Source organism: Mesorhizobium sp. B3-2-1, assembly GCF_006439515.1.
Taxonomy (GTDB): Bacteria; Pseudomonadota; Alphaproteobacteria; order Rhizobiales; family Rhizobiaceae; genus Mesorhizobium.
The window spans coordinates 81,986-104,795 of the sequence record NZ_VFTI01000001.1; the positions used below are offsets into that span (position 1 = coordinate 81,986).

20 protein-coding genes are annotated in these 22,810 nt (G+C 63.6%); 9 read left to right on the top strand and 11 right to left on the bottom strand.

The window, feature by feature from the left end; translation table 11 throughout:
* Positions 1 to 20: 20 nt before the first annotated feature.
* On the bottom strand, positions 21 to 812 hold the full coding sequence (gene ehuA / locus FJW08_RS00430) for an ectoine/hydroxyectoine ABC transporter ATP-binding protein EhuA (RefSeq protein ID WP_027145205.1): 792 nt from the start codon (positions 810 to 812) through the stop codon (positions 21 to 23).
* Between the two features lie 181 nt (positions 813 to 993).
* Positions 994 to 2,379, bottom strand: coding sequence for a PLP-dependent aminotransferase family protein (locus FJW08_RS00435; protein WP_140808013.1), 1,386 nt, complete (start codon positions 2,377 to 2,379; stop codon positions 994 to 996).
* An 83-nt stretch (positions 2,380 to 2,462) separates the two neighbouring features.
* Between FJW08_RS00435 and FJW08_RS00440 the strand changes: the two genes are divergently transcribed.
* From FJW08_RS00440 to FJW08_RS33215, 5 genes are all read left to right on the top strand, one after another.
* Positions 2,463 to 2,954: an Lrp/AsnC family transcriptional regulator gene (locus FJW08_RS00440; RefSeq protein WP_140757785.1), complete on the top strand. Its 492-nt coding sequence runs from the start codon at positions 2,463 to 2,465 to the stop codon at positions 2,952 to 2,954.
* 130 nt (positions 2,955 to 3,084) lie between these two features.
* Entirely contained in the window at positions 3,085 to 4,578 is a 1,494-nt protein-coding gene (locus FJW08_RS00445; protein WP_140808015.1) for an NAD-dependent succinate-semialdehyde dehydrogenase, read from the top strand.
* 31 nt (positions 4,579 to 4,609) lie between these two features.
* On the top strand, positions 4,610 to 5,989 hold the full coding sequence (locus FJW08_RS00450; RefSeq protein WP_140808017.1) for an aspartate aminotransferase family protein: 1,380 nt from the start codon (positions 4,610 to 4,612) through the stop codon (positions 5,987 to 5,989).
* A 9-nt stretch (positions 5,990 to 5,998) separates the two neighbouring features.
* On the top strand, positions 5,999 to 7,102 hold the full coding sequence (locus tag FJW08_RS00455; RefSeq protein WP_140808019.1) for an alcohol dehydrogenase family protein: 1,104 nt from the start codon (positions 5,999 to 6,001) through the stop codon (positions 7,100 to 7,102).
* Between the two features lie 21 nt (positions 7,103 to 7,123).
* Positions 7,124 to 7,249: a hypothetical protein gene (locus FJW08_RS33215; RefSeq protein WP_263488784.1), complete on the top strand. Its 126-nt coding sequence runs from the start codon at positions 7,124 to 7,126 to the stop codon at positions 7,247 to 7,249.
* A gap of 10 nt (positions 7,250 to 7,259) precedes the next feature.
* On the opposite strand, the gene FJW08_RS00460 is transcribed toward FJW08_RS33215, so the two are convergent.
* Positions 7,260 to 8,702, bottom strand: coding sequence for an NAD(P)-dependent oxidoreductase (locus FJW08_RS00460; RefSeq protein ID WP_140808021.1), 1,443 nt, complete (start codon positions 8,700 to 8,702; stop codon positions 7,260 to 7,262).
* 318 nt (positions 8,703 to 9,020) lie between these two features.
* On the opposite strand from FJW08_RS00460, the gene FJW08_RS00465 reads away from it, so the two are divergent.
* Both FJW08_RS00465 and FJW08_RS00470 read left to right on the top strand, forming a co-directional pair.
* Positions 9,021 to 10,874, top strand: coding sequence for an ABC transporter ATP-binding protein (locus FJW08_RS00465; RefSeq protein WP_140757790.1), 1,854 nt, complete (start codon positions 9,021 to 9,023; stop codon positions 10,872 to 10,874).
* A complete protein-coding gene (locus tag FJW08_RS00470) occupies positions 10,874 to 12,766 on the top strand; it encodes an ABC transporter ATP-binding protein (protein WP_140808023.1) in 1,893 nt (630 codons plus the stop codon). The genes FJW08_RS00465 and FJW08_RS00470 overlap by 1 nt, the downstream gene beginning before the upstream one ends.
* A 53-nt stretch (positions 12,767 to 12,819) precedes the next feature.
* On the opposite strand, the gene FJW08_RS00475 is transcribed toward FJW08_RS00470, so the two are convergent.
* Positions 12,820 to 14,244 carry a DHA2 family efflux MFS transporter permease subunit gene (locus FJW08_RS00475; RefSeq protein ID WP_224614695.1) on the bottom strand — a complete coding sequence of 475 codons (1,425 nt, stop codon included), beginning with the start codon at positions 14,242 to 14,244 and terminating at the stop codon, positions 12,820 to 12,822.
* 306 nt (positions 14,245 to 14,550) lie between these two features.
* On the opposite strand from FJW08_RS00475, the gene FJW08_RS00480 reads away from it, so the two are divergent.
* The gene (locus FJW08_RS00480; protein ID WP_140808027.1) at positions 14,551 to 14,880 is read left to right on the top strand and encodes a hypothetical protein; all 330 of its coding nucleotides are present in this window, start codon (positions 14,551 to 14,553) and stop codon (positions 14,878 to 14,880) included.
* A 35-nt stretch (positions 14,881 to 14,915) separates the two neighbouring features.
* Here FJW08_RS00480 and FJW08_RS00485 read toward each other — a convergent pair whose 3' ends face one another.
* The 7 genes from FJW08_RS00485 to FJW08_RS00515 all read right to left on the bottom strand — a co-directional run bounded on the left by FJW08_RS00485 (position 14,916) and on the right by FJW08_RS00515 (position 21,990).
* Entirely contained in the window at positions 14,916 to 15,698 is a 783-nt protein-coding gene (locus tag FJW08_RS00485) for an ABC transporter ATP-binding protein (RefSeq protein ID WP_140808029.1), read from the bottom strand.
* Between the two features lie 10 nt (positions 15,699 to 15,708).
* Entirely contained in the window at positions 15,709 to 16,476 is a 768-nt protein-coding gene (locus tag FJW08_RS00490; protein ID WP_181182796.1) for an ABC transporter permease, read from the bottom strand.
* 124 nt (positions 16,477 to 16,600) lie between these two features.
* On the bottom strand, positions 16,601 to 17,611 hold the full coding sequence (locus FJW08_RS00495) for an ABC transporter substrate-binding protein (RefSeq protein WP_140808033.1): 1,011 nt from the start codon (positions 17,609 to 17,611) through the stop codon (positions 16,601 to 16,603).
* Positions 17,612 to 18,036: 425 nt separating this feature from the next.
* Entirely contained in the window at positions 18,037 to 18,768 is a 732-nt protein-coding gene (gene hutC / locus FJW08_RS00500; protein WP_140808035.1) for a histidine utilization repressor, read from the bottom strand.
* A gap of 1 nt (position 18,769) precedes the next feature.
* The gene (locus FJW08_RS00505) at positions 18,770 to 19,798 is read right to left on the bottom strand and encodes a zinc-binding dehydrogenase (RefSeq protein ID WP_140808037.1); all 1,029 of its coding nucleotides are present in this window, start codon (positions 19,796 to 19,798) and stop codon (positions 18,770 to 18,772) included.
* Between the two features lie 15 nt (positions 19,799 to 19,813).
* Positions 19,814 to 21,136 (bottom strand): histidinol dehydrogenase, encoded by a 1,323-nt coding sequence (gene hisD, locus FJW08_RS00510; RefSeq protein WP_140808039.1) that lies wholly within the window; start codon positions 21,134 to 21,136, stop codon positions 19,814 to 19,816.
* Positions 21,137 to 21,216: 80 nt separating this feature from the next.
* Complete coding sequence (locus FJW08_RS00515) at positions 21,217 to 21,990, bottom strand: glucose 1-dehydrogenase (protein ID WP_140757800.1); 774 nt, start codon at positions 21,988 to 21,990, stop codon at positions 21,217 to 21,219.
* A gap of 362 nt (positions 21,991 to 22,352) precedes the next feature.
* Between FJW08_RS00515 and FJW08_RS32790 the strand changes: the two genes are divergently transcribed.
* Positions 22,353 to 22,646: an FAD-binding oxidoreductase gene (locus FJW08_RS32790; protein ID WP_321575705.1), complete on the top strand. Its 294-nt coding sequence runs from the start codon at positions 22,353 to 22,355 to the stop codon at positions 22,644 to 22,646.
* Positions 22,647 to 22,810: the final 164 nt, after the last annotated feature.

Here is a 22,810-nt window from a genome sequence, read left to right on the forward strand (position 1 = left end):
TAGCCGCCTTTGACATGCGGTCAGACACGGTGTCCGGCCGCGATGATCTTCTTCAGGAACCCTTGCGTGCGTTCCTGTTTGGGATTGCGGAAAATCTCGTCGGGCTTGCCTTCCTCGACTATTCGGCCGCGATCGAAGAACAGCACCCGGTCGGCGAAATCGTGGGCGAAACCCATCTCGTGCGTGACCAGCAGCATGGTCATGTCGGTCTCGGCGCAGAGCCGCCACAAGACGTTGAGCACTTCCTCGACCAGCTCCGGGTCGAGCGCCGACGTCACCTCGTCGAACAGCATGATCTTTGGCTGCAAGGCGAGCGCGCGGGCGATCGCCACGCGCTGCTTCTGGCCGCCGGACAATTGGGCCGGCATCGCCTTCGCCTTGTCGGCCATGCCGACCATCTCGAGCAGTTCCATGGCCCGCTTCTCGGCAGCGGCGCGCGGCGTGCCCTTGGTCAGCATCGGCGCCAGCGTCACATTGTCGATGACGCTCTTGTGGGGAAACAGGTTGAACAGCTGGAAGACCATGCCGGTCTTCTGGCGCATCCGCGCCAGATGGCGCTCATCGGCCGGCAGCAGCTGACCGTTGCGCTCCATATGGTAAAGCTGCTCGCCGTCGATCTGGATATGACCGCCGTCGATGCGCTCCAGCGTCATCAGGATGCGCAGGATCGTCGTCTTGCCTGAGCCGGAGGGGCCGATCAGCGCCAGCTTCTCGCGCGGCATGACCTGCATCGAGAGGCCGTCCAGAACCTTGAAGCTGCCAAAGCTCTTCGAGATGCTGTCGACCTTGATGATGGGTGCGGATGCGGACAAATGAATTTCCCGTGCTGGAGAAGCCTGGTGCCCTTAACGATGCGGAACGTGCCAAATCATGTCAATTGGGAAAATAATATCATGACAATTATTCTGATTGCGCACATTTTCCAGTCAATCACAGCCGGCCTTTTGGGCATGCCCTCGCCCCGGAACCACCTGACACTTTTGGACGCCATGCTCAGATTGCGAGCAGCAAATGCTCCGGATCGCCAAGCAAGAGCTTGGTGACAACGCCGAGACCGGCGCGCAGTTCCCCCTCGGTGGTCGAACCCAGCGAGATGCGCACCGCCGGATGCCAGGGCGCATCCGAAATGCGGAAGGAGGTGCCCGGCGCAATGGCCACACCCTGCAGCCGGGCCTGGGCGACAAAGCTCTCCTCGGAACGGTCGGCCGGCAGTGGCAGCCAGATATGCAGTCCGTCGCGATGGGCACGGTAGTCGACGCCGGCCAGCACCTCTGCCGCGATGTCCTGCCGCCGCCGCAGCGCCACCCGTTGCCAGCCCACCAGTTCCATCGCGGTGCCGTCGGCCACCCATTTGGTGGCGATCTCCGCAACCATTGGTGTCGCCATCCAGTTCGAGACGAGATGCCGGTTGGCAACGGCCGCGACGTAACGATCGGGCGCGGCGAGATAACCGATGCGCAGGCCGGGCACGGTGATCTTGGTGAAGGAGGTGACGTAGAGCGTCCGCTCCGGCGCGAAAGCGGCGACCGGCGGCGGTCGATGCTCGACCAGCGGTCCCAGCACATCGTTCTCGATAATGGCGATGTCGTGCTTGCGCGCCACCGCCGCGATCTGCTCGCGGCGCGCCGCATCCATAAGCGTTGCCGTGGGGTTTATGACGGAAGGCTGGACGAACACCGCACGGATGTCGGACAGCCGGCAGGCCTCGTCCAGCGCTTCCGGAACCAGGCCGTTGCCGTCGATCGGCAGGCCTTCGAGGTTGAAGCCGAGATAACGGGCGAGCGGCACCAGCGTGTGATGGCCGATCGCCTCGGTGGCAACGGTGGAACCCGGCGGCGCCACGCTCATCAGCGCCACCGTCATGCCGGCGGTGGCGCCATTTGTCAGGCTGATGTTCTGCGGGGACGCATCGAGGCCGCACAGTTTCAGCCACTCGACCGCCACGGCACGGTGGCGCGGAAACACCATGTTTGGCCGGAACGACAGAGCCGAACTCGACGGCAGGTTTTCGGCGAGCCAGCCCAGTGCCTGCTTCATCCGCTCCAGGTGCATCGGCTCGCAGACCGGCTTCAGAATCGACAGATCGATGACTTCGCCCAGGCGCTCGGGCAGATAAGGCGGCTCCGGCTCGCGGCGCTGCGTCTGGACGAAGCTGCCACGGCCGATCTCGCCCGAAATCAGGCCGCGCCGGATCAGTTCCTCGTAGGCACGGCTGACCGTCTGCACCGAGAGCTTCAGATCGTCCGCCAGCCTGCGATGCGTCGGCAGCCGCGCGCCATTCGCAAGTCGCCCGTCATGGATGGCGCGCGCGAACTGATCGGCCAACGATTGATAGGCTGGCCGCCGGATGAGCGTGGGATCGGGGTGCCACAATGTCATGACTTATTAGAGATCGAAATCAGTGCAATTGACAATCGAAATAATGCGCCGTCATGGTACGATCGACGAAAAAGTGAGCGCTGATGACTGCTGCGAAACTCGACCCGATCGACCTCAAAATCCTGGACGCCATCCAGCGTGACGGACGCATCACCAAGCTGGCGCTGGCCGAGCAGGTCGGGCTGTCGCCGACACCGTGCTGGATGCGGCTGCGCAAGCTGGAAAAAGCCGGCATCGTCTCGGGTTATCACGCCCGGATCGCCATGCGTGTCGTGGCGCCTGTCGCCACCGTGCTGATGGAGGTGACGCTGGCCAGCCACCGCCAGGCCGATTTCGACCGCTTCGAGCGCGTCATCCGCGACATCCCCGAGATCGTCGCCTGCTGGTCGGTGGGTGGCGGCGTCGACTATGTACTGAAGGTGATGGCGCGCGACATCGACGCCTATCAGCGGCTCGTCGACGGCTTGCTCGATCGCGAGATCGGGATCGACCGCTACTTCACCTACATCGTCATCAAGACGGTTAAAGACGATGTCGCGCTGCCGATAGCCGACCTGTTGCCGGCATCGACATAGCGCCGGAGAAATGGGCTGTCCCCTCGGCGCAATAGAGAGATTCTCTCTGCGGCCAGGCATCCAAACAGCCTCTCTGTCTGCCAGTGATGGATAGTCTCCCCACATCAAACCGAACCGGGAGGCTTCGACCATGTCCGCGCATTTTGCCCGCTCGCATCGCCACGAAGCGCTCGACCGGCTCGCCGACCGCCGATTGCTGCGCGAGCTTGCCTATATCGACGGCCATTGGACGGCGAGCGAGGCGGCCGAGAGTTTCGAGGTCACCGATCCGGCGACCGGCACCACCGTCGCCTTCGTCGCAGCACTCGACAGCCGGCAGACGATAAAAGCCATCGACGCCGCTGCGCGCGCCTTTCCGGCGTGGCGGGCGCTGTTGCCGCAGGAGCGCTCGAAAATCCTGCGAAAATGGTTCGAGCTGATTATAGCAGCGAAAGACGACCTGGCCCTGCTGATGACGCTGGAACAGGGCAAGCCGTTGAAGGAGTCGCTCGGCGAGATCGGCTACGCCGCCTCCTTCATCGAATGGTATGCGGAGGAAGCGAAGCGTCTCAACGCCGAGAGCGTCACCAGCCACCTGCCAAACGCGGAAATGATGGTGCGGCGTGAGCCGCTCGGCGTTGTCGGTGTCGTCACGCCGTGGAATTTTCCATCGGCCATGTTGACGCGCAAAGCGGCCGCCGCGCTTGCCGCCGGCTGTACCATCGTTGCGCATCCCTCCTCGGAGACGCCGCTGTCGGCGCTGGCGCTGGCCGAACTTGGCGAACGCGCCGGACTGCCCGCCGGCGTATTCAACATCGTTACCGGCAAGGCCGCGACGATCGTCGGACGCATGTGCGAAGATCCGCGCGTACGCGCCATGAGTTTCACCGGCTCGACCGAGATTGGCCGGCTGATCGCCGCGCAAAGCGCGCCGACGATGAAGCGGCTGGTCATGGAACTCGGCGGCCACGCGCCGCTGATCGTCTTTGCCGATGCCGATATCGACAAAGCGGTGACCATCGCCATCGACGCCAAATTCGCCACCTCGGGCCAGGATTGCCTCGCCGCCAACCGCATCTATGTCCAGCGTCCGCTCTACGACCGCTTCTGCGCCGCTTTCGCCAGACGCGTCGAGGCGTTGCGGGCCGGCAACGGCCTCGCCGACGATATCGACATCGGGCCGCTGATGCATGAGCGCGCCGTCAAGAAGGTCGAAGAACAGGTCGCAGACGCCGTAGCCCTTGGCGCGCGCTGCCTTGCCGGCGGCAAGCGGCATCAGGCCGGGCCGCTCTTCTACCAACCGACACTGCTGGCCGATGTCGCCGACGACGCACTGATCATGCGCGAGGAGACCTTTGGCCCAGTCGCGGCCGTCACCCCCTTCGACGACGAGGGCGAAGTCATCGCCCGTGCCAACGCGACCGAATACGGCCTGGTCGCCTATGTCGTGACCGAGAACGGCGCGCGCCAGCAGCGCATGGGCCGCGCGCTCGACTATGGCATGGTCGCCATCAACCGTGTGAAGATTACCGGCGCGCCGATCCCGTTCGGCGGCGTCAAGCAGTCCGGTATCGGCCGCGAGGGCTCGCGCCATGGCCTGGAGGCCTTCACTGATCTCAAATATCTATGCCTCGACGTAGCGTAGGCCACACCGGAATTTTGAAGGAGTAAAAAAAATGCTCGACCAGTCCAACGAACTCGCCGCCTGGGATCGCGACCATTTCTTCCATCCCTCGACCCATATGGGCACGCACGCGCGCGGTGAATCGCCGACAAGGATCATGGCTGGTGGCGAAGGCGTCACCGTCTGGGACAACAATGGCAGGAAGAGCATCGACGCCTTCGCCGGTCTCTATTGCGTCAATGTCGGCTATGGCCGCCAGAAGATATCAGATGCCATCGCGACCCAGGCAAAAAACCTCGCCTACTATCACGCCTATGTCGGGCACGGCACCGAGGCCTCGATCACGCTGGCCAAGATGATCATCGACCGCGCGCCGAAGGACATGTCGAGGGTCTATTTCGGCCTCTCGGGTTCGGATGCCAACGAAACCAACATCAAGCTGATCTGGTACTACAATAATGTGCTGGGACGCCCGGAGAAGAAGAAGATCATCTCGCGCTGGCGCGGCTATCACGGCTCGGGCGTGATGACGGGCTCGCTGACCGGGCTCGACCTGTTCCACAACGCCTTCGACCTGCCGCGCGCGCCGATCCTGCACACTGAGGCGCCCTACTACTTCCGCCGCGCCGACCGCTCGATGAGCGAAGAGCAGTTCTCGCAGCATTGCGCCGACAAGCTCGAGGAGATGATCCTCGCCGAAGGGCCTGAAACCGTCGCCGCCTTCATCGGCGAGCCGATCCTCGGTACTGGCGGCATCGTGCCGCCACCCGCCGGCTACTGGGAAAAGATCCAGGCGGTGCTGAAGAAGTATGATGTGCTGCTGGTCGCCGACGAAGTGGTGACGGGCTTCGGCCGACTGGGCACGATGTTCGGCTCCGACCATTACGGCATCAAGCCCGACCTGATCACCATCGCCAAGGGTCTGACCTCCGCCTACGCGCCGCTGTCGGGCGTCATCGTCGCCGACAAGATGTGGCAGGTGCTGGTGCAGGGCTCCGACAAGCTCGGTTCGCTCGGCCATGGCTGGACCTATTCGGCGCATCCGATCTGCGTCGCCGCCGGCGTCGCCAATCTCGAACTGATCGATGAGATGGACCTGGTGCGGAATGCCGGCGAGACCGGCGCTTATTTCCGTGCCGAACTGGCCAAGGCCGTCGGCGGTCACAAACATGTCGGCGAGGTGCGCGGCGACGGCATGCTGGCGGCAGTGGAATTCGTCAGGGATCGCGACGATCGTGTCTTCTTCGATGCTTCGCTCAAGATCGGGCCGCAGATTGCCACGGCCCTTGCCGCAAGCGGCGTCATCGGCCGCGCCATGCCGCAGGGCGACATCCTCGGCTTCGCGCCGCCGCTATGCCTGACCCGCGAGGAAGCCGACATCGTGGTGGTCAAGACCGCCGATGCCGTAAACAGCGTATTTGCCAATCTCTGAGACCGACCGATGAATGCCATCACCCAAACCCTCCCCGCCACCATGGCCGCCGTGCTGCTCACCGGGCACGGCGGACCGGAAAAGCTCGTCTACCGAACCGATGTCAAAGTGCCTGCCCCCGCTTCAGGTGAAGTGCTCATAAGGGTCAGCGCTTGCGGGATGAACAACACCGATGTCTGGGTGCGTCAGGGCGCCTATGGCACCGAGGAGGATGCGGGCGCGGTGTCGACCTGGCGAAGGCAGGGCAATACGCTGACCTTCCCGCGCATCCAGGGAACCGACACTGTCGGCACCATCGTTGCCGTCGGCGAAGGCGTTTCTCCCGATCGTATCGGCGAACGGGTGATGGTCGATTTCTCCATCTACAACCGTGAGGACGATTCACTCGCCGACATCGACTATATGGGCCATGGCCGCGACGGCGGTTATGCCGAGTATCAGGCTGTGCCGGCCGACAACGCGCATGTCGTCGACACCGACTTGAGCGATATCGAACTCGCGACCTTCTGCTGCGCCTACCTTACCGGCGAACAGATGCTGGAGCGCGCTGGCCTGAAGGCTGGCGAGCGCGTGCTGGTCACCGGCGCCTCGGGCGGCGTCGGTTCCGGCATCGTGCAGCTGGCGCGGGCGCGTGGCGCCATTCCCTATGCCGTCGTCGGCAAGGGCAAGGAACAGGCGGTGCTCGACATCGGCGCCGAGGCCGTCATCACCCGCGGCGTCGCGGACCTGCCGCAAGCCGTGACCGAAGCGACCGGCGGCCAGCCGATCGACGTGGTCGCCGATCTCGTCGGCGGCGCGATCTTCAACGACCTTTTGCGCATCCTGCGGCCCGAGGGCCGCTACACCACTGCCGGCGCGATTGCAGGCCCGGTCGTCCAGCTCGACCTCAGGACCATGTATCTCAAGCAGCTGCAACTGCACGGCTCGAGCCAGGGCACGCGCGCCGATTTCCGCCGCATCGTACGCTACATCGAGGAGGGCAAGATCCGACCCTTAGTCGGCGGCGTCTACAAGCTCTCCGATTTCCACCACGCGCAAGGCGATTTCGTCGCAAAGGATTTTGTCGGCAAGCTGGTGGTGGTGCCCGACGCTGTCGCGGAACGATCAGCGTAATCGCAAAAATCCTGGTCCGGCATGGGCAAAGGACCGCAGCGCACCTTTGCCGCCGTCCGTGCGCTCGTCAGCCCGCTCGACGACGATCGTGAGATGAGCGCCGACATGACGCTGGTCGCCCGTATGGTGGCCGGTCCCCGGGACTGAGAGTTCCGGCTTATCGCTGGAAAGGTCCCCTGAGATTGAGGTTCTCGGCCAGAAGGCAGAAGCGGTCGATCAGCCTGACAAGCGCCTCACCCTGTTCGGCGACAATCTTACCGCGCTCGGACTGCGGCGTGTCAGCCAAGATCCTCCACAACCGGCTCTGCCGATCACAGACATCCGCCAATTCAGCGCAGTCGTTGGAGGTCAATTTCAAAAGATGATCCGCAGTCACCGGTCCGATGCCTGGAGGCGTGGTCGCTCCAAACGAAAGATAGCCTGGCGGCACGGTGCCTTTTGCGTTCACCACCGTCTTGCGGCAGAGGACATCGAATATCTGGTCGACGGCCTGCTTGGCGCCGGCGACGCGTGAAGGATGGTCCGTGTCGGCCGCCGCATGCGGCAGAAGCTCGAGCCTGGCGCCATGCTTCCCGACCAGGCCGAGATAAGGCAGCATCGGACCGGACAAGCTGCCGGTCGAGGCATCCCTGAACAGGTCGGCATCGATGGCGGCATGGCGCAGCCGGCCTGTACTCAAAGCTTCATCAAGCGCCTCGATGTCGACAAGCTCGCCGCGATCGTAGTTGACCAGCACCGCGCCGCTTTTCATGCGAGACAAAATGTCCCCGCCGATAAGCCCGGCATTGGCATAGTGGCCGGTCTGCGCATCCTGCTTGCCCAGGCCGACATGAACGCTGAGCACATGGGCGCCCGCAGCCGCGTCGGCCAGGTCCGCCGCATAGGCAAATCCCTCGGCTTCTATCCAGTCCTGATGCCGAGGCCGCGCATGGATCAACACGCGCATGCCGAAGGCGCGGGCAAGCTTGGCCACCTCCCTGCCGATATTGCCGTAGCCGACAATCGCGACCGTCTTGCCTTCGAGCTTTTCGGTGGGGAAATCGCGCAGCTCCCTGCCCGTGTCGAAGGCGCCCCGCGCCACACGGTCGTGAAGCATGCCGACCGGGAGATCCGGCAGCACTTTCAAGATCGCCTTCATCACCATCTGCGCCGTGGCGCGGCTGTTGATGCCTGGCGTGTTCATCAGCACGGCGGTGCCGCCCTCGCCGCTGCCGCCGCCCCATGAGCGCGAGCCCATATTGCCGGTGCCGGCGCCGATGCGCACGCCGGCGAGCGGAAAGACGGTCTCGGCCGGCAGGAAGGTGGCGGCGGCAATGACGGCGTCATAGCGTCCGTCGCCGGCGGCTTCGATCAGCTCTTCGCGGGTGCTGAGATCCGGCTGGTAGAAAAAATGAACGCGCCCACGTTCGAGAGCGGTCTTGTCGCCAAGTCCGGTCGCATGAAAGCGGCCGCCCTTGGCTTCGATATGGGCACGCACCTCCGAAGGGTCGGGTTTTCCGTCAGCATCGAAGCGCAAGCCGATCAGATCGCAGATCAGAACGGCGTAGGCGCGTTGCGGATCGATCGACTCAACGGCGTGTGTGTCTGTGGTCGCGGTCACGTCGTTCCCTCATGCAGGACGGAAGCCTACTGGTAGAGCAGGCGCTGAATAATCAGAACCTATCCGCCCAGAGAGGCGCGGGGTCGATCACCGGCGGCAGACCAGCGGCGAGTTGCGACACGCTCTTGCCGGTGACCGCACCGCCGATCAGTTCTTGATGGCCATGCTCGAGATGGCACCCGGCACCGCCTTTCAGGTACAGTGCGATGGCGCCATTGGCCCCTTGAACGGGCCAGCCGGACGCGCGTAAAATCGCGCTATCTGATTGAGTCTGCTACATTCGTTCGGGCTAATGTCCGGATTGGTCTGGGTATTTCCTTGCACACGGATGCAACCAGCGCGGCCAAGCGCGGCAAATCATTTGCCCATGTGGCCGAAGCCTCCTGGGGCAAGGGCCTCAGCACCTTGCTGCGCATCGTGCGCATGACGCTGCGCCATCCCTGGCAGGTTGCCATCACCCTCGTCTCGACCTTTGTCGCCGCGACGCTGCAGCTCTTCATTCCGCGCCTCTTGGGCCGCGCTATCGATCAGGCTCAAGGCGTAATGGCGGCGGGTGCCGGCACTGCGGCCGAGCAGGCGCTATGGAATACCGCGCTGACGCTGCTGCTCGTCAGCATCCTGCGCGGCCTCTTCACCATGGCGCAGAACTACTATGGCGAGGCCGTCGGCCATCAGACCGGCTATGAGCTTCGGCTCGCCTTCTACGAGAAGATCCAGCGACTGAGCTTTTCCTTCCACGACAAGGTCCATACGGGCGATCTCATCACGCTCGGGCTGCTCGATCTCGACGGCGTGCGCATGTTCTTTTCCACGGGCATCCTGCGCGTGGTGCTGCTTGGCGTGCTGATCGGCGTCGGCGCCTATCTGTTGATCAGCACCGACCTTGTGCTCGGGTTGTTGAGCCTCAGCTTCGTACCATTCGTCGCCTGGCGCTCCTCGGTGACGCAGCTCCGACTGCGCAGCACCTGGCTGACGCTGCAGGAGCGGCTGTCGGTGCTGAGCCGGGTGATGGATGAGAATCTCGGCGGCATTCGTGTCGTGCGCGCCTTCGCGGCACAGCGGCATGAGCTGGCAAAATTCGACCGCGCCAAACAGGATGCGCTGGACCTCGCCAATGAGCGCGTCGACATCCGCGTCTCCAACACCAGCGCCATGAATTTCTCGTTCCTGGCCGCCATGGGCCTGGTACTCTGGTTCGGCGGCCAGAAGGTGATCGCGGGCCAGATCAGCGTCGGCACGCTGGCCCAGTTCCTCACCTTCATGACCATATTGCAGATGCCGGTGCGCCAGCTCGGCCTGATGGTCAACTCCTTCGCGCGCGCCTCAACCTGCGGCACGCGGCTGTTCGAACTGCTCGATGCGGAGCTCGACATCGAGGACGCGCCCGATGCCAAAGATCTGGTCATAACCGACGGCGTGCTGCGCTTCGACAATGTCGGCTTCCGCTACGAGGGTGCGGGCGAGCGCCCAACGCTTTCCGGCGTTTCCTTCGAAGCCAGGCCTGGCGAGACCGTCGGCATCGTCGGTCCGCCAGGCAGCGGCAAGTCGACCATCGCGCATCTGATCCCACGCTTCTACGACGTGACCTCGGGCGCGATCACCATAGACGGACAGGACATCCGCAAGGTCACGCTGCAATCTTTGCGCAAGGCAGTCGGCGTCGTCCAGCAGGACGCATTCCTGTTCACCACCTCGATCGAGAACAACATCGCCTATGGCAATCCCTGGGCGCGCGAGACCCGCATCGGTCAAGCTGCCGAGTATGCCCAGCTGCACAACTACATCATCGGGCTTCCGGCCGGCTACACCACGGTCGTGGGCGAACGCGGTGCGTCGCTTTCCGGCGGCCAGCGGCAGCGCCTGACCATCGCGCGCAGCCTGATGCTGCGGCCATCGGTGCTTGTCTTCGACGATTCCACCGCGGCCGTCGACGCCGGCACAGAGCAGCGGATCCGGGCGGCGATGAGGCGCTTCGCCAGGGATCGCGTGACGCTCGTCATCTCGCACCGGCTGAGTTCGCTGATGCATGCCGACCAGATCCTGTTCGTCGAGAGCGGCCGCATCGTGGAACGCGGCACGCATGAGGAATTGCTGGCGCTCGGCGGACGCTACCGCGCGCTTTACGACCTGCAGCTGCGGCCGGACGACGATCGGCTCGAGGGAGCCGCCTGATGTCGACGCAGAACGACGACGAGAAGGAAGACAAAAGCGGGCGTCCGACCAAGGCGGTCGTCGGCTCGCATCGCGATGAGGAAGAGGTCTTCGGCAAGGCCTACGATCCGCGCATCGTTAGGCGCATCTGGAGCTTCGTCAGACCCTATCAGGGCCGGATTTTCATCTCGGTCGCCGCCGTGCTGGTGTTCACGCTCACGCAACTGGCGATCCCGCTGGTCATCCGCTACGCCATCGATCACGGCATGGCGCCAGGCAGGCTCGACCGTTCGGTGATGATCTCCGCGATCGTCGCTTTCGCCATGATCATCCTCATCAACTACGCCGCCAGCCATGTCCAGGAGAGCGTCGTCGGCAAGGTGGCCGAGAACGTGCTGTCCGACCTGCGTCGCGCCATGTTCAGTCATTTGCAACGGGTCTCTCTAGGCTTCATGGACAGGACCGAGGTCGGCCGGCTGATGTCGCGCCTGCAGGGCGATGTCAATTCGATGCAGGAATTCCTCGAAACGTCAGTGATGTCGGTGGGCGACATCGTGCTGTTGTTCGGCATCGTCACAGTCCTTTTGTGGCTCGATTTCCGGCTCGGGCTGCTGACGCTGTCGACAATGCCGATGCTGTTCATCGTGCGCCTGTTCTGGCTGCCGCGCGCCAAGGTCGCCTTCATGGCCGCCCATGAGACCAACTCCATCGCCAACGGCGCGCTTGCCGAGGGCATCCATGGCGTGCGCACCGTGCAGAGCCTGGAGCGCCAGCACGTCAATTTCGACCTCTATGACGAGAAGGTACTGGCCAATCTCAACGCCCATCTGCGGTCGGCGAGATACGCGCAGGTGATGGTGCCGATCGTCGACACGTTGACCGGCATCGCCATGGCGACAGTCATCGTCGTCGGCGGGTCGATGGTGCTGTCGCATAGCCTCGACATCGGCGTCATGGTGGCATTCCTGTTCTACATCCAGCGCTTCTTCGACCCGATCCGCTCACTCACCATGCAGTACAGCGTCATGCAGCGCGCCATGGCTTCGGGTCAGCGCATCTCCGAAGTGCTCGACGTACCCGTTGATGTCAGCGACAAGGAAAATGCGGTGGCACTGTCGCGCGATATGGATGGTTCGGTCGAGTTCAGGAACGTCACTTTCGGCTACCGGCCGAACCAGCCGGTGCTGAAGAACATCTCCTTCCGCGTCAATCCGGGCGAAACGGTCGCGCTTGTCGGCCCCACCGGATCGGGCAAGTCGAGCTCGATGGCGCTGGTGCACCGCTTCTACGATGTCTGGTCGGGCGAGGTCCTGGTCGGCGGCCATGATGTGCGCGACCTGACGCAGGATTCGCTCGGCGACCAGGTGGCCATGGTGCTGCAGGAGCCGTTCCTGTTCTCCGGCACCGTGCTTGAGAATATCCGCTATCACAGGACCGGCGCCAGCCGCGAAGAAGTGGTGCGCGCAGCACAGGCCGTCGGCGCGCACGACTTCATCGAGAACCTGCCCGACGGCTACGACACCGAGCTCGAGCAACGCGGCGGCAATCTCTCGCTCGGCCAGCGCCAGCTGATAAGTTTCGCGCGGGCCCTGGTGGCCGACGCCAAGATCCTCGTGCTCGACGAAGCCACCGCCAGCATCGATTCCTACACCGAGATGCTGATCCAGAAGGCGCTGATAAAGCTGCTGGAGGGCCGCACCGGACTGGTCATCGCGCATCGCCTGGCCACCATCCGCGGCGCCGACCGCATCATCGTGCTGCAGAATGGCGAGATCGTCGAAAGCGGCAACCATGAACAGCTGATGAAGAGGAAAGGTCTTTACGCCCGCCTCTACAACATGAACTACGCTTCCTTCGACGACATTTCCGAGGAACAGATGGGAATGGACGCTTCGGTCGGCAAAGCGACGTGAGCCGGTGCCGGCAGCGTGCGAACGGACGGATCGCCTGCTGCCTCCGACAGGACCTATTTGCCGGATCGCCTGACGTGGCCGCTGACCTGCACGCCGTCTTCGGCGCGCAGGTACAGAAATCCGGGAATGGAGAGCAGCGGGATGATCGCGGTCAGCAGGAACACCTGGTGAAAGCGTTCCGGCGTCAGGACGTGGCTTTCGCCCGCGATCAGGCCCAGCAGCATCGCGGCGATCGAAACGCCGAGCGATACGCTGAGTTGCTGCAGCACACCGCCGAGGCTGGTGGCGCGGCTGAGCTTGTCGGCCGGCAGATCGGCGTAGGACAAGGTATTGGAGGTCATGAACTGCGCCGAGCGGACGATGCCGAACAGGAAGACATAGAAACCGATCAACCAATGCGGCGTACCGGGCCCCATCAGGGCAAAGCCCGCCACGGTGGCTGAGCCGACGACCGCGCTGCCGATCAGCACGACACCGAAGCCGAAGCGCCGCAGGAGCGGCGACAGCAGCGGCCGCATGAGCAGCGCCCCGAAACTGCCGACGAATGTCAGCGAGCCCGATGTGACCGGGCTCATGCCGAAGCCGACCTGCAGCATCAGCGGCACCAGGAAAGGCACGCCGTTGAGACCGACGCGGCACAGGCCGCCCGCCAGCGTGCCGACCCAGAACGAGCGGAACCGAAACAACGTCAAGTCGACAGCCGGCGCGACGACGCGGCGCGCATAGCGCCCGAAGGCAAGCAGCAGCAGGAATGCCGCGGCCAGCACCAGCACCGTCGCAGACCCGGGAATGATCGGCCGGCCGATGTTTTCCAGCCCGAACTGCAGGAGCGCCACGCCGACGCCCACCATCAGGAATCCCGGGACATCGAAACGTTGCACCGCCTCGCCATGGAAGTCGTCGACGAAGCGCAGCGCGGCCAGGATCCCCAGGCAGCCGAACGGCACGTTGACATAGAATATCCAGCGCCACGACGCATAGGTGGTGAGCAGGCCGCCCAGCAGCGGCCCGATGATCGGCCCCATGATGGCCGGCAGGGTCGTGTAGGTCATGGCGGTGATCAGGCCGCTGCGCGGAAAGCTGCGCAGCAAGATCAGCCGGCCGACCGGCGTCATCATGGCGCCGCCAAGCCCCTGCAAGGCACGCATCGCCAGCAGCATGCCGAAACTGTCGGCCACGCCGCACAGTGCCGAGCCCAGGGTGAAGGTGAAAAGCGCCAGCGCGAACACCCTGCGTGCGCCGAACCTGTCGGCAAACCAGCCGCTGACGGGAATGAACACGGCGAGCGTCAGGATATAGGTGGTGATCGCAAGGTTCAGCCGGACCGGCGTCGTGTCGAGGCTTTGCGCTATTGCCGGGATCGCGGTGGTGATGATGGTGGAATCGAGCTGCTCCATCAAAAACGCGATGGCGACAATGATCGGGATGATCAGCCTGAGCCTCGGGTCGCGCTCGGTGGCAAATTGGGGCTGTTCCAATGCTCTGGTCAATTCCGTCATACAGCTGGCTTATAGGCTCTGGCCAAAGTGGCGCATCCCGATTCAAAGGCAAGATTGCCTTACCGGCCAGCCGGGCCTGATCGCAGGCGGTCTTATGATCCGACAAATAGACGAGCGGTAGTCTTTTCCAGATCGCGGGAAGTCAACAAATCTTGACCGGCACCCGAGGTGACGCGGACGAGACACTGCCCGTTTCAGCGAACGGCGTCCCGATTTCGTGAAGGAACATGTGCATCGAGGCGCGCGTTCTTTTCGATATGTCTCGAATGAAAAGGAGACATGCTCATGAGAAAGCCAAGCGTATTTCTCTGTTCCATCGTGTTGACGTTGGCGACGAGCGCTGTCCCGTTTGCCACAGTCGCCGATGCCGCCGTTGTCAGGCACCACTATGTCCGCGTCACCACCGTCCATAATGGCCATACGCACGCCGCTAACCGCGGACGCGGACACCGTTACGGTTGGGCCGGTAGCGGTTGGATCGCTGACAATTCGACCGACAACAGCGACTGGATGGGCAGCTACTACAATGGCTACGGCAGTTACCGTGGGTATGCCGGCGACTTTTGCGGAACCATCGCATGGACGCTCGAGATATGCAGTCCCCACGGCCCCTGATTCCTGACCGCAGGTGAAGCCAACGAAGGTTGCATTTACGCCATTTCGGGGCGTCTTGACGCCTCGCGGATCGCCTTGTGCACGCCGCGCTGCAAATCCATGAAGGCGGGGGTCTCCATCACCTCTTCCCGGCGCGGACGCTCAATGTCGACATTGAAGGTCTGCATGATGCGTCCCGGGCCGATCCCCATGACGACGATGCGATCCGAGAGGTAGACGGCCTCCTCGACGTCATGCGTGACGAAGAGCACGGTGAGACGATGCTCTTCCCAGATCTGGGTCAGGAGCTCCTGCATCTGGTGCCGGGTCAAGGCATCGAGCGCGCCGAAGGGCTCATCCATCAGCAGCATCTTCGGCCGATAGGAGAGAGCGCGCGCGATGGCGACGCGCTGTTTCATGCCGCCCGACAGTTCGGACGGGAAGCGATCGGCACTCTGCGACAGCTTGACGAGGTCGAGATGCTCGAGCGCGATCTCGCGGCAGGCGGCGCGATCATAGCCGGCAGCCTTGAGGGCGAACTCGATGTTCTGCCGCGCCGTCAGCCAGGGAAGCAGCGTATAGGACTGGAAGACGACACCACGGTCGAGACCCGGTTGCAGGATCGGCGCGCCATCGATGCTGAGATCACCGGCGTCGAAATCCTGCAGCCCCGCCACGATCGACAGCAGCGTGCTCTTGCCGCAGCCCGACGTGCCGACGAGGGAGACGAACTCGTTGTCGGCAAGGTCGAGATTGATGTCCCGCAGCACTTGTGCGCGCCGCTCGCCGGTGCCGAAGCTCTTGTCGAGACCCGCGATGCGCAATTTTGGAACAGTCATCGGCGGTTCCTCATTGCGGGTGGCCTTCCTGCCGGAACAGCACCTTCTCCAATGCCTTCATGACCTGGTCGGTGATGAGGCCGAGTACGCCCAGCAGCAGGATGTAGCCGATGATGGTGTTCGTCTGGAAATAGCGCTGCGACACGGTGATGCGATAGCCCAGACCGGATGTCGCCGCGACGAGCTCGGCCAGAACCAGCCAGGTCCATGCCCAGCCGAGGCTGATGCGCAGCGTGTCCCAGATGCCCGGCAAGGCGCTGGGCACGACGATGCGCGTCAGGATCTTGCGGTCCGGCAAGCCGAGCGTACGCCCCAGGCCGATAAAGTCGGTAGGAACCCGTTTCACATTGTCCATGACCATCAGCACCTGCTGGAAGAAGGTGCCGATGAAGATGATCAGGAATTTCTGGGTATCGCCGGTACCGGCCCACAGGATGGAGAGCGGCACGAAGGCGACAACCGGCATATAGCGGATGAAATCCACCAGCGGTTCGATGGCCGCCTCCCAGGAGCGGAAACTGCCGATCAGCACGCCGATCGGGATGGACAGTGCCGAGGCCAGGAGAAAGCCGATGGAAATGCGGTACATCGAGGCCCTGAGGTCCAGCCACAAGGTGCCGTCGGCCGCGAGCTTGGCGATCTGGGTCGCGACGCTGCCCGGCGACGGCAGGAAGATGGGCTTCACCCACCCCAGCCCGGTCGCCGCCCACCAGGCGAGCCCCAGGCCGACGAAGACGGCCACCGCTATCGCCAGGAAACGCGACCGGGCGATCGGCACGCCGATCCCGGAGGATCGGCGACGCCTCGCCGGTTTCGCGGCGGGCGCCGGCGCCGGGCGGGCCAAACCGGTTTTCGCGGGAGGCTTCCCGGACATCTGCGCTACCACCGCGATCCGGATCTCGTCATTGCGCCGCCTTGACGAAGGCCGGGTCGATCATCTGCTCCGGCGTCACATCGGCCTGAAGCAGCTTGGCATTCTTGGCCGCCGCTTCGACATCGGCGAATGTCTTGGTGGTGAAGTCGCCGGTGAGCGCCGTCTTGTTTTCGGCCAGGGAGTAGTAGCGCACGCCGTCGAAGGCGGTGTTGAGGTCCTTGACGTCGGAACCGACGGCCTTGGCGATGATGGCGCGACCGCCCGAGGTGTCGGCTTTGTAGTCCTTGAGCGCGGCGTCCCAGCTCTTGATCATCGCCAGCACCTGCCCGGGCCGTGACTTGATCACCTCGTCGCGCACCACCAGCACGTCGCTGATCAGGCCGGGATCCTCGCCGGCGGTGAACAGCAGCTTGATGTCCTTGTTCTGCGCCATGGCGACAGTGAGGTACGGCTCGTAGGTGACTGCGACCGGCACCTGGCCCGCGATCAAGGCGCTGCCGGCGTCGGCGGCAGGCATCGGAACCGGCTGGATATCGGCGACCGACATGCCGTTCCTGGCGAGCGCGTATTTGAGCAGGATGTCGCTCGTCGTACCTTCCTCGAAGGCGACCTGCTTGCCCTTGAGATCGGCGATGGAGGTGACGTCCTTGCCGGCGACGATGGCGTCGGCCGTCATGGAGACATCGAGCAGCAGCACGATCTTCACCGGCAGGCCGGCCGCAACCATGCCCATCGCTGTGTGAGTGGCGATGTTGGCGGCGTCGAGCTGGCCGCTTGCGAGCGCGGCGTTGATATCCTTGTCCTCGGCGAAATTGACAATCTGGACGTCCGACAGGCCGTTCGTCTTGAACAGGCCCTTGGCCTCGGCGACATGCCACTGGCCATATCCAAGCCAGGGCTCGATGCCGATCTTGAACGATCCGGCCTCGGGCGTCGTGGGAATGCTCGCATCGGCCGCGTGGGCCGCCGGGGCGGCGGTGAGCCCGACGGCAATGGCCATCACCAATGCACGAAATTGTCCTGCTAGATTGAGCGTCATCTTTCGTTCCCCTTGATGATCAGACCGCTTTTTTACCCAGGCATCCGGTCTGGTGAGACTGCGGGGTTCTGCTCTTGCGGCACTGTGCCTCGGCGTCTTGCCCGCCACTTCATGGTTGAAGCGCTGACATATTTCAGCGTCAGCGGCAGCGGATGTCAAGGCGGAAATACATACATGCATATACAAGTTGGGGTGACTCAAATTTTGCATTGATCCGGCGAGTGCCCAGCCCGACTACTCATGCTTTCAGGATCCGATCAGATCGAGAAAAACCGGTCATCCGGTCGGTTTCGCCATCTGGCTCGACCATCCCTTGCGGTTGGAACTCGAGCGTCGCGGCATGCTGCCGGTGGATTGGCGAGCAATGCTGCGATCAGGACTTTTCCTGTCGCCGTGAAACCTCGGCTTGCATTGGCTCGTCGACTTCAGCTTGTCCTGGAAGGCGAGTAGCGGCTGCCCAGCGAGTAACGGCTGCCGGCATAGGTCAGCTTGCTGATCGTGGCCACGACTGCCCCCGTCCATGTCCGGCGATGCAGGAGAAGGCAGCAACTGCCGACATCGATGCCGAGATGCTGCGCCGTCTCCTTGTCGGCCGGGATGGCGGAGATGATATGCTCGACCTCGGTTACCGGGGTCTTCTGCATGAGGTAGTCGTAGGTCGCCGTCTTGGTGAAGTCCTGCTTGTCATAGTCGGGGATCAGGCCCGGATTGACGAAGCGCTCCTCCAGCTGCACCGGCAGGTCGTTCTCGAAATTGACGACGACGGAGTGAAAGATCGAAACCCGCTTCGCAAAGTCGAACGACAGCGCCAGTTCCTTGGTCGGCATGATGGTTTCGAGGACGAGGACTTCGGAGCGATGCCTGTTGCCGCGCTCGACGATCTCGGCGGCGATGTTGTTGATCTCGATCAGCGTCGACTGTGGCCGGGGTGGCGCGATGAACGTGCCGACACCTTGCAGCCGGATCAGGAATCCCGCAGCGGTCAGTTCCCGCAGAGCCCGGTGAACCGTCATCCGCGACACACCCAGCGAAACCACCAGCTCGTTCTCGGACGGCAGCTTGCGATCCTTGCCCCATTTGCCCGTCCCGATGTTGGTCAGGATGTAGTCCTTCACCTTCTCGTAAAGGGGGCTCGCCGTATCGGGCAAATCGATCATTTCAAAAATCCTTTCCGGCAGGTTGCCGCATGCGGATGATTGTTTTCAAGCCATCGCTCTGCCCGGCCAGCAGCCGCTCATAGGCGGCTGGAATGTCGGCCAGGCCGATCTCACGGTCGACCAGGGCCAGCAGCGGTTCACTCAGTTCACCCAGCATCCGCACGGCCTCGGGCAATTCGTCGGCGAAGGCATGACATCCCAGCAATGCGATCTCGCGTTCGACCAGAACATTGGGGTCGATGTCGAGCCGGCCATGGAAGATGCCGACCATCGCCACCGCGCCGCCGGGATCGAGAACGCCGAGCAACTGGTTGAATGCCGCGATGCTGCCGGTCGCCTCGACGGCCGCCAGCAGCGGGGCATTGGCGGTCGCGGCTGCAATGGCATCGCGGTCGAGATCGACGATGGTGGCGCCGGTCACCCGCGCCACGCGGGCACAACGTGCCTGGTTACGGTCGGCGACAAGCACGGTGCCGGCGAAGGTTCGGGAGAGCAGCAGCGCGGCAAGACCACCGATCGGGCCGCAACCGACGACAAGCACCGCGCCCGCCATCTTCGGCAGACGCCGCACCGCGTGCAGCGCGACCGCGAGCGGCTCGGCCATGGCAGCGACCCGTTCGTCAAGACCGGCGTCGATCACATGCAGCAGACGTGCGGGCAACACCGCCTGTTCGGCAAAGCCGCCATCGCAGATTTCGCCGATGAAGCCCAGCGAGGTGCAGAGATGCCGCCTGCCTGCACGGCATTGCGCGCAATCCCCGCACCAGAAACGGGAATCGGCAACCACCCTGTCGCCGAGGGCGACGGCATCGACGCCTTCGCCCAGCGCGATCACCGTGCCGGTCAGTTCATGGCCCGCCGTCGAGGGCGATTGGCTTATCCATTGGCCGGTGCGGAAATTATGCAAGTCCGAACCGCAGATGCCGGCGGCATCGACCCTGAGCTTAACCCAGCCCGCATCCGGAACGCCCGGCGCGGCGATGTCCTCGACGCGCAGATCGCCCGGTCCATAAAGTCGTGCCGCCTTCATCGCGATCGACTTTCTTCAACCGGCTAGATAGCGGTCGCGGATTTCCGAGACCGCGTTTTCGTGCGAGCTGAAGCCCTCGTAGCGGGCGAGCCTGCGGGCGTGCAGCGCCAACTCCGGATAGGCGGCGGAGGTGACGTAGCCGACCGACGAGCGCTTGACGAAATCCGTCACCGAAAGCGGCCCATAGGTTCGCGCCCAGCGGCTGGTCGGCAGCACGGCATTCGGCCCGAGGACGAAGTTGGCAAGGGTCACCGGCGTATGCGGACCCATGAGGATTTCGGCCGCCTCGGTGATGTGCCCGAGATGCGCGAACGGCTCCTTCGACAGGATTTCCAGATGTTCGGGCGCGTAGTCGTTGATGAAGCGATAGCTTTCTTCCAGCGACGCGGTCAGCACGATGCCGCCGCGCTCTCCCGTCAGCACCGCGCGCGAGAATTCCACGCGCTGCTCGGTCATCCGCGACCAGTGGTCGGGAAGTGCAGCAAGTGCCGCCTCGGCAACCTTGCGGCTGTGCGTCACCAGATAGGCCGAGGAATCCGGCCCGTGCTCGGCCTCGATCAGCAGATCGAGCGCGGCGAGGCCTCCATCGACGCTGTCGTCGGCAAAGATGATGGCTTCGGACGGCCCGGCAGGCAGGCCCGTGTTAATGATCGAGGACAGTACGCTCTTGGCCGCCACCACCCAGGGGCTGCCGGGGCCGACGATCTTGAGCGCCGGGTTCACCGTCTCGGTGCCGTAGGCGACGGCGGCAACGGCTTGCGCGCCACCGCATTTGTAGACGGTGTTCACCCCGGCGAGACGAGCAGCGACAAGCGTGGCCGCATCCACGGAACCGTCCGCTGTCGGTGGCGTCACGATCGCAATCCGCGGCACGCCGGCAATGACAGCCGGAACCGACGTCATCATGGTCACCGACGGAAATGCGCCCTTGCCGCGCGGCACGTAGAGCGCGACCGATGCGATCGGCGTATATCGGTCGCCGGCATAGGCGCCCGGCCGAACTTCCTTGAGCCACATGGTTTCCGGCTTCTGCTCTTCATGAAAATGCCGGATGTTTTCGATGCCGAACCCGATGCTCTCGACGACATCCTTCTCGACCTTGTCGAAGGCCGCGTCGAACTCCGCTTCCGACACTTTCAATTCGCCTTCGGCCACATTGGCCTTGTCGAAGTCCCTGGCGAACCGGATCAGGGCGGCGTCGCCCTCATCCTTTACCGCCTGGATGATAGGGCGGACTTTTTCGACGAAGACCGACAAATCGCCTTCGGCGCGTTTCAGCAGACCGGCCCGCCGGGTGGCATCGAGGGATGACAGATCGTGGAAGCTGATGTCGGACATGGTATTCCCTTCTGTTGAAACGCAATGTGCCGGCCGGTCACATTGCGGAAGACTTTGTTCTCGAACCCGGGCCCGCCGCCTCAGATCGATGCAAGGAAACCGCCATCCACGGGAATGGACTGGCCGGTTATGTAGGCTGCCGCATCCGAGGCGAGGAACACAGCGACGCCGTGCAGGTCGCGCAGATCGCCGAAACGATGCTGCGGGATCTTGGCGAGCATGGATTGCCGCCACGCCTCGTTGTCGTAGAACACCTCCGTCATCGCCGTCCTGAAATAGCCCGGGGCGATGGCGTTGACCCGGATGCCAAGCTCCGCCCATTCCGCTGCCAGCGCCCGAGTCATGCCGAGCAGGCCAGACTTCGACGAGCCGTACGGCACCGCCGTTGGAATGCCGACGTCTGAAGTCAACGAGCACAGGTTGATGATGGCGCCAGGCCGGCCGGCGTCCCGCATCTGCCGCGCCGCCGCCTGGGCGCAGAAGAACGCCCCCTTGAGGTTGGTGTCGACAATCCGGTCCCACAGCGCCTCGTCGACATCGAGCGAGGGCCGGACCTCTTCCACCCCGGCGTTGTTGACGAGAATGTCGAGGCCACCAAGCAGGTGGACTGCCTCGGCGGCAGCCGCGCGGCACTGGCCGACATCGGTCACGTCAAGGGCAATGACATGCGCGACTCCGCCGGCCGCGCGGATGGCCGCCGCCGTCTCATCAAGCGAGTCCAGGCTGCGCGCCGTGATCGCGACGTCGGCGCCGGCCGCGCTCAGCGCCTCGGCGATGCTGCGCCCAATGCCACGGCTGGCGCCGGTGATAAGCGCCTTCCTGCCCGAGAGGTCGAAAAGAGTAGCGTTGCGCATATGATCCTCCTTGGCCGCTCCGGTTGCGTGGCATAGAGACTATCAGATCAACTTACATATACAAGCATATACAAATTTGCCTTGAATAAGATTGGGGGGACGTTATCCGTCGCAAGCGCGATCGCATAGTTGGCTCTCCCGTACGAGATGCCACGGGCGACGATTGTTCGAGGTTTGTCCAAGACAATAGCCGTCCGGCGATGGGGAAGACCAACATGTCCAAAGCTGTGATTTCCGAAAGCCATGCAGAATTTCCTGGCGTACCCGACAAAAAAGTCTGGGTCTGCCGCGCGTGCCGGATATCAGGCAATTGAAAGCCGGTTGCCCGTCAAGCCCGCCGCCCTATCGTGAGAGCCCGTCATATGCTGGAAAGCAGCCCGCCCAGGAGCCTCTTTCGCGAAACGGCCGGCGGTACCGGCACTTACCCCGCCCTTGCCGGCGCGCAGCGGGCGAGGGTCGCCATCGTTGGCGGCGGCTTCACGGGCCTATCCGCCGCCTTGCATCTGGCTGAAGCTGGCGACGACGTCTGCCTGCTCGAGGCCCATCAGCCTGGCTGGGCGGCGTCGGGCACGAATGGCGGCCATGGCTGGAATGGCCGGGTCGCGATCACCAATACCATCTCCCGCATGTTCACGAGCCGGAAGACAGCATCCTGATCTGCCTTGGCTACAACGGTCGTGGCGTCGCCACGGCCTCGGCGATGGGGCAATGCGCTAGCAAATCGCCTTCGCGGCGATGCGACCACTCCCTTCCCGATGCCGATATCAGGGCTCAAGCCAATCCGGTTCCATCGCTTCTGGCCGCTTGGCGTCAAGGCGGC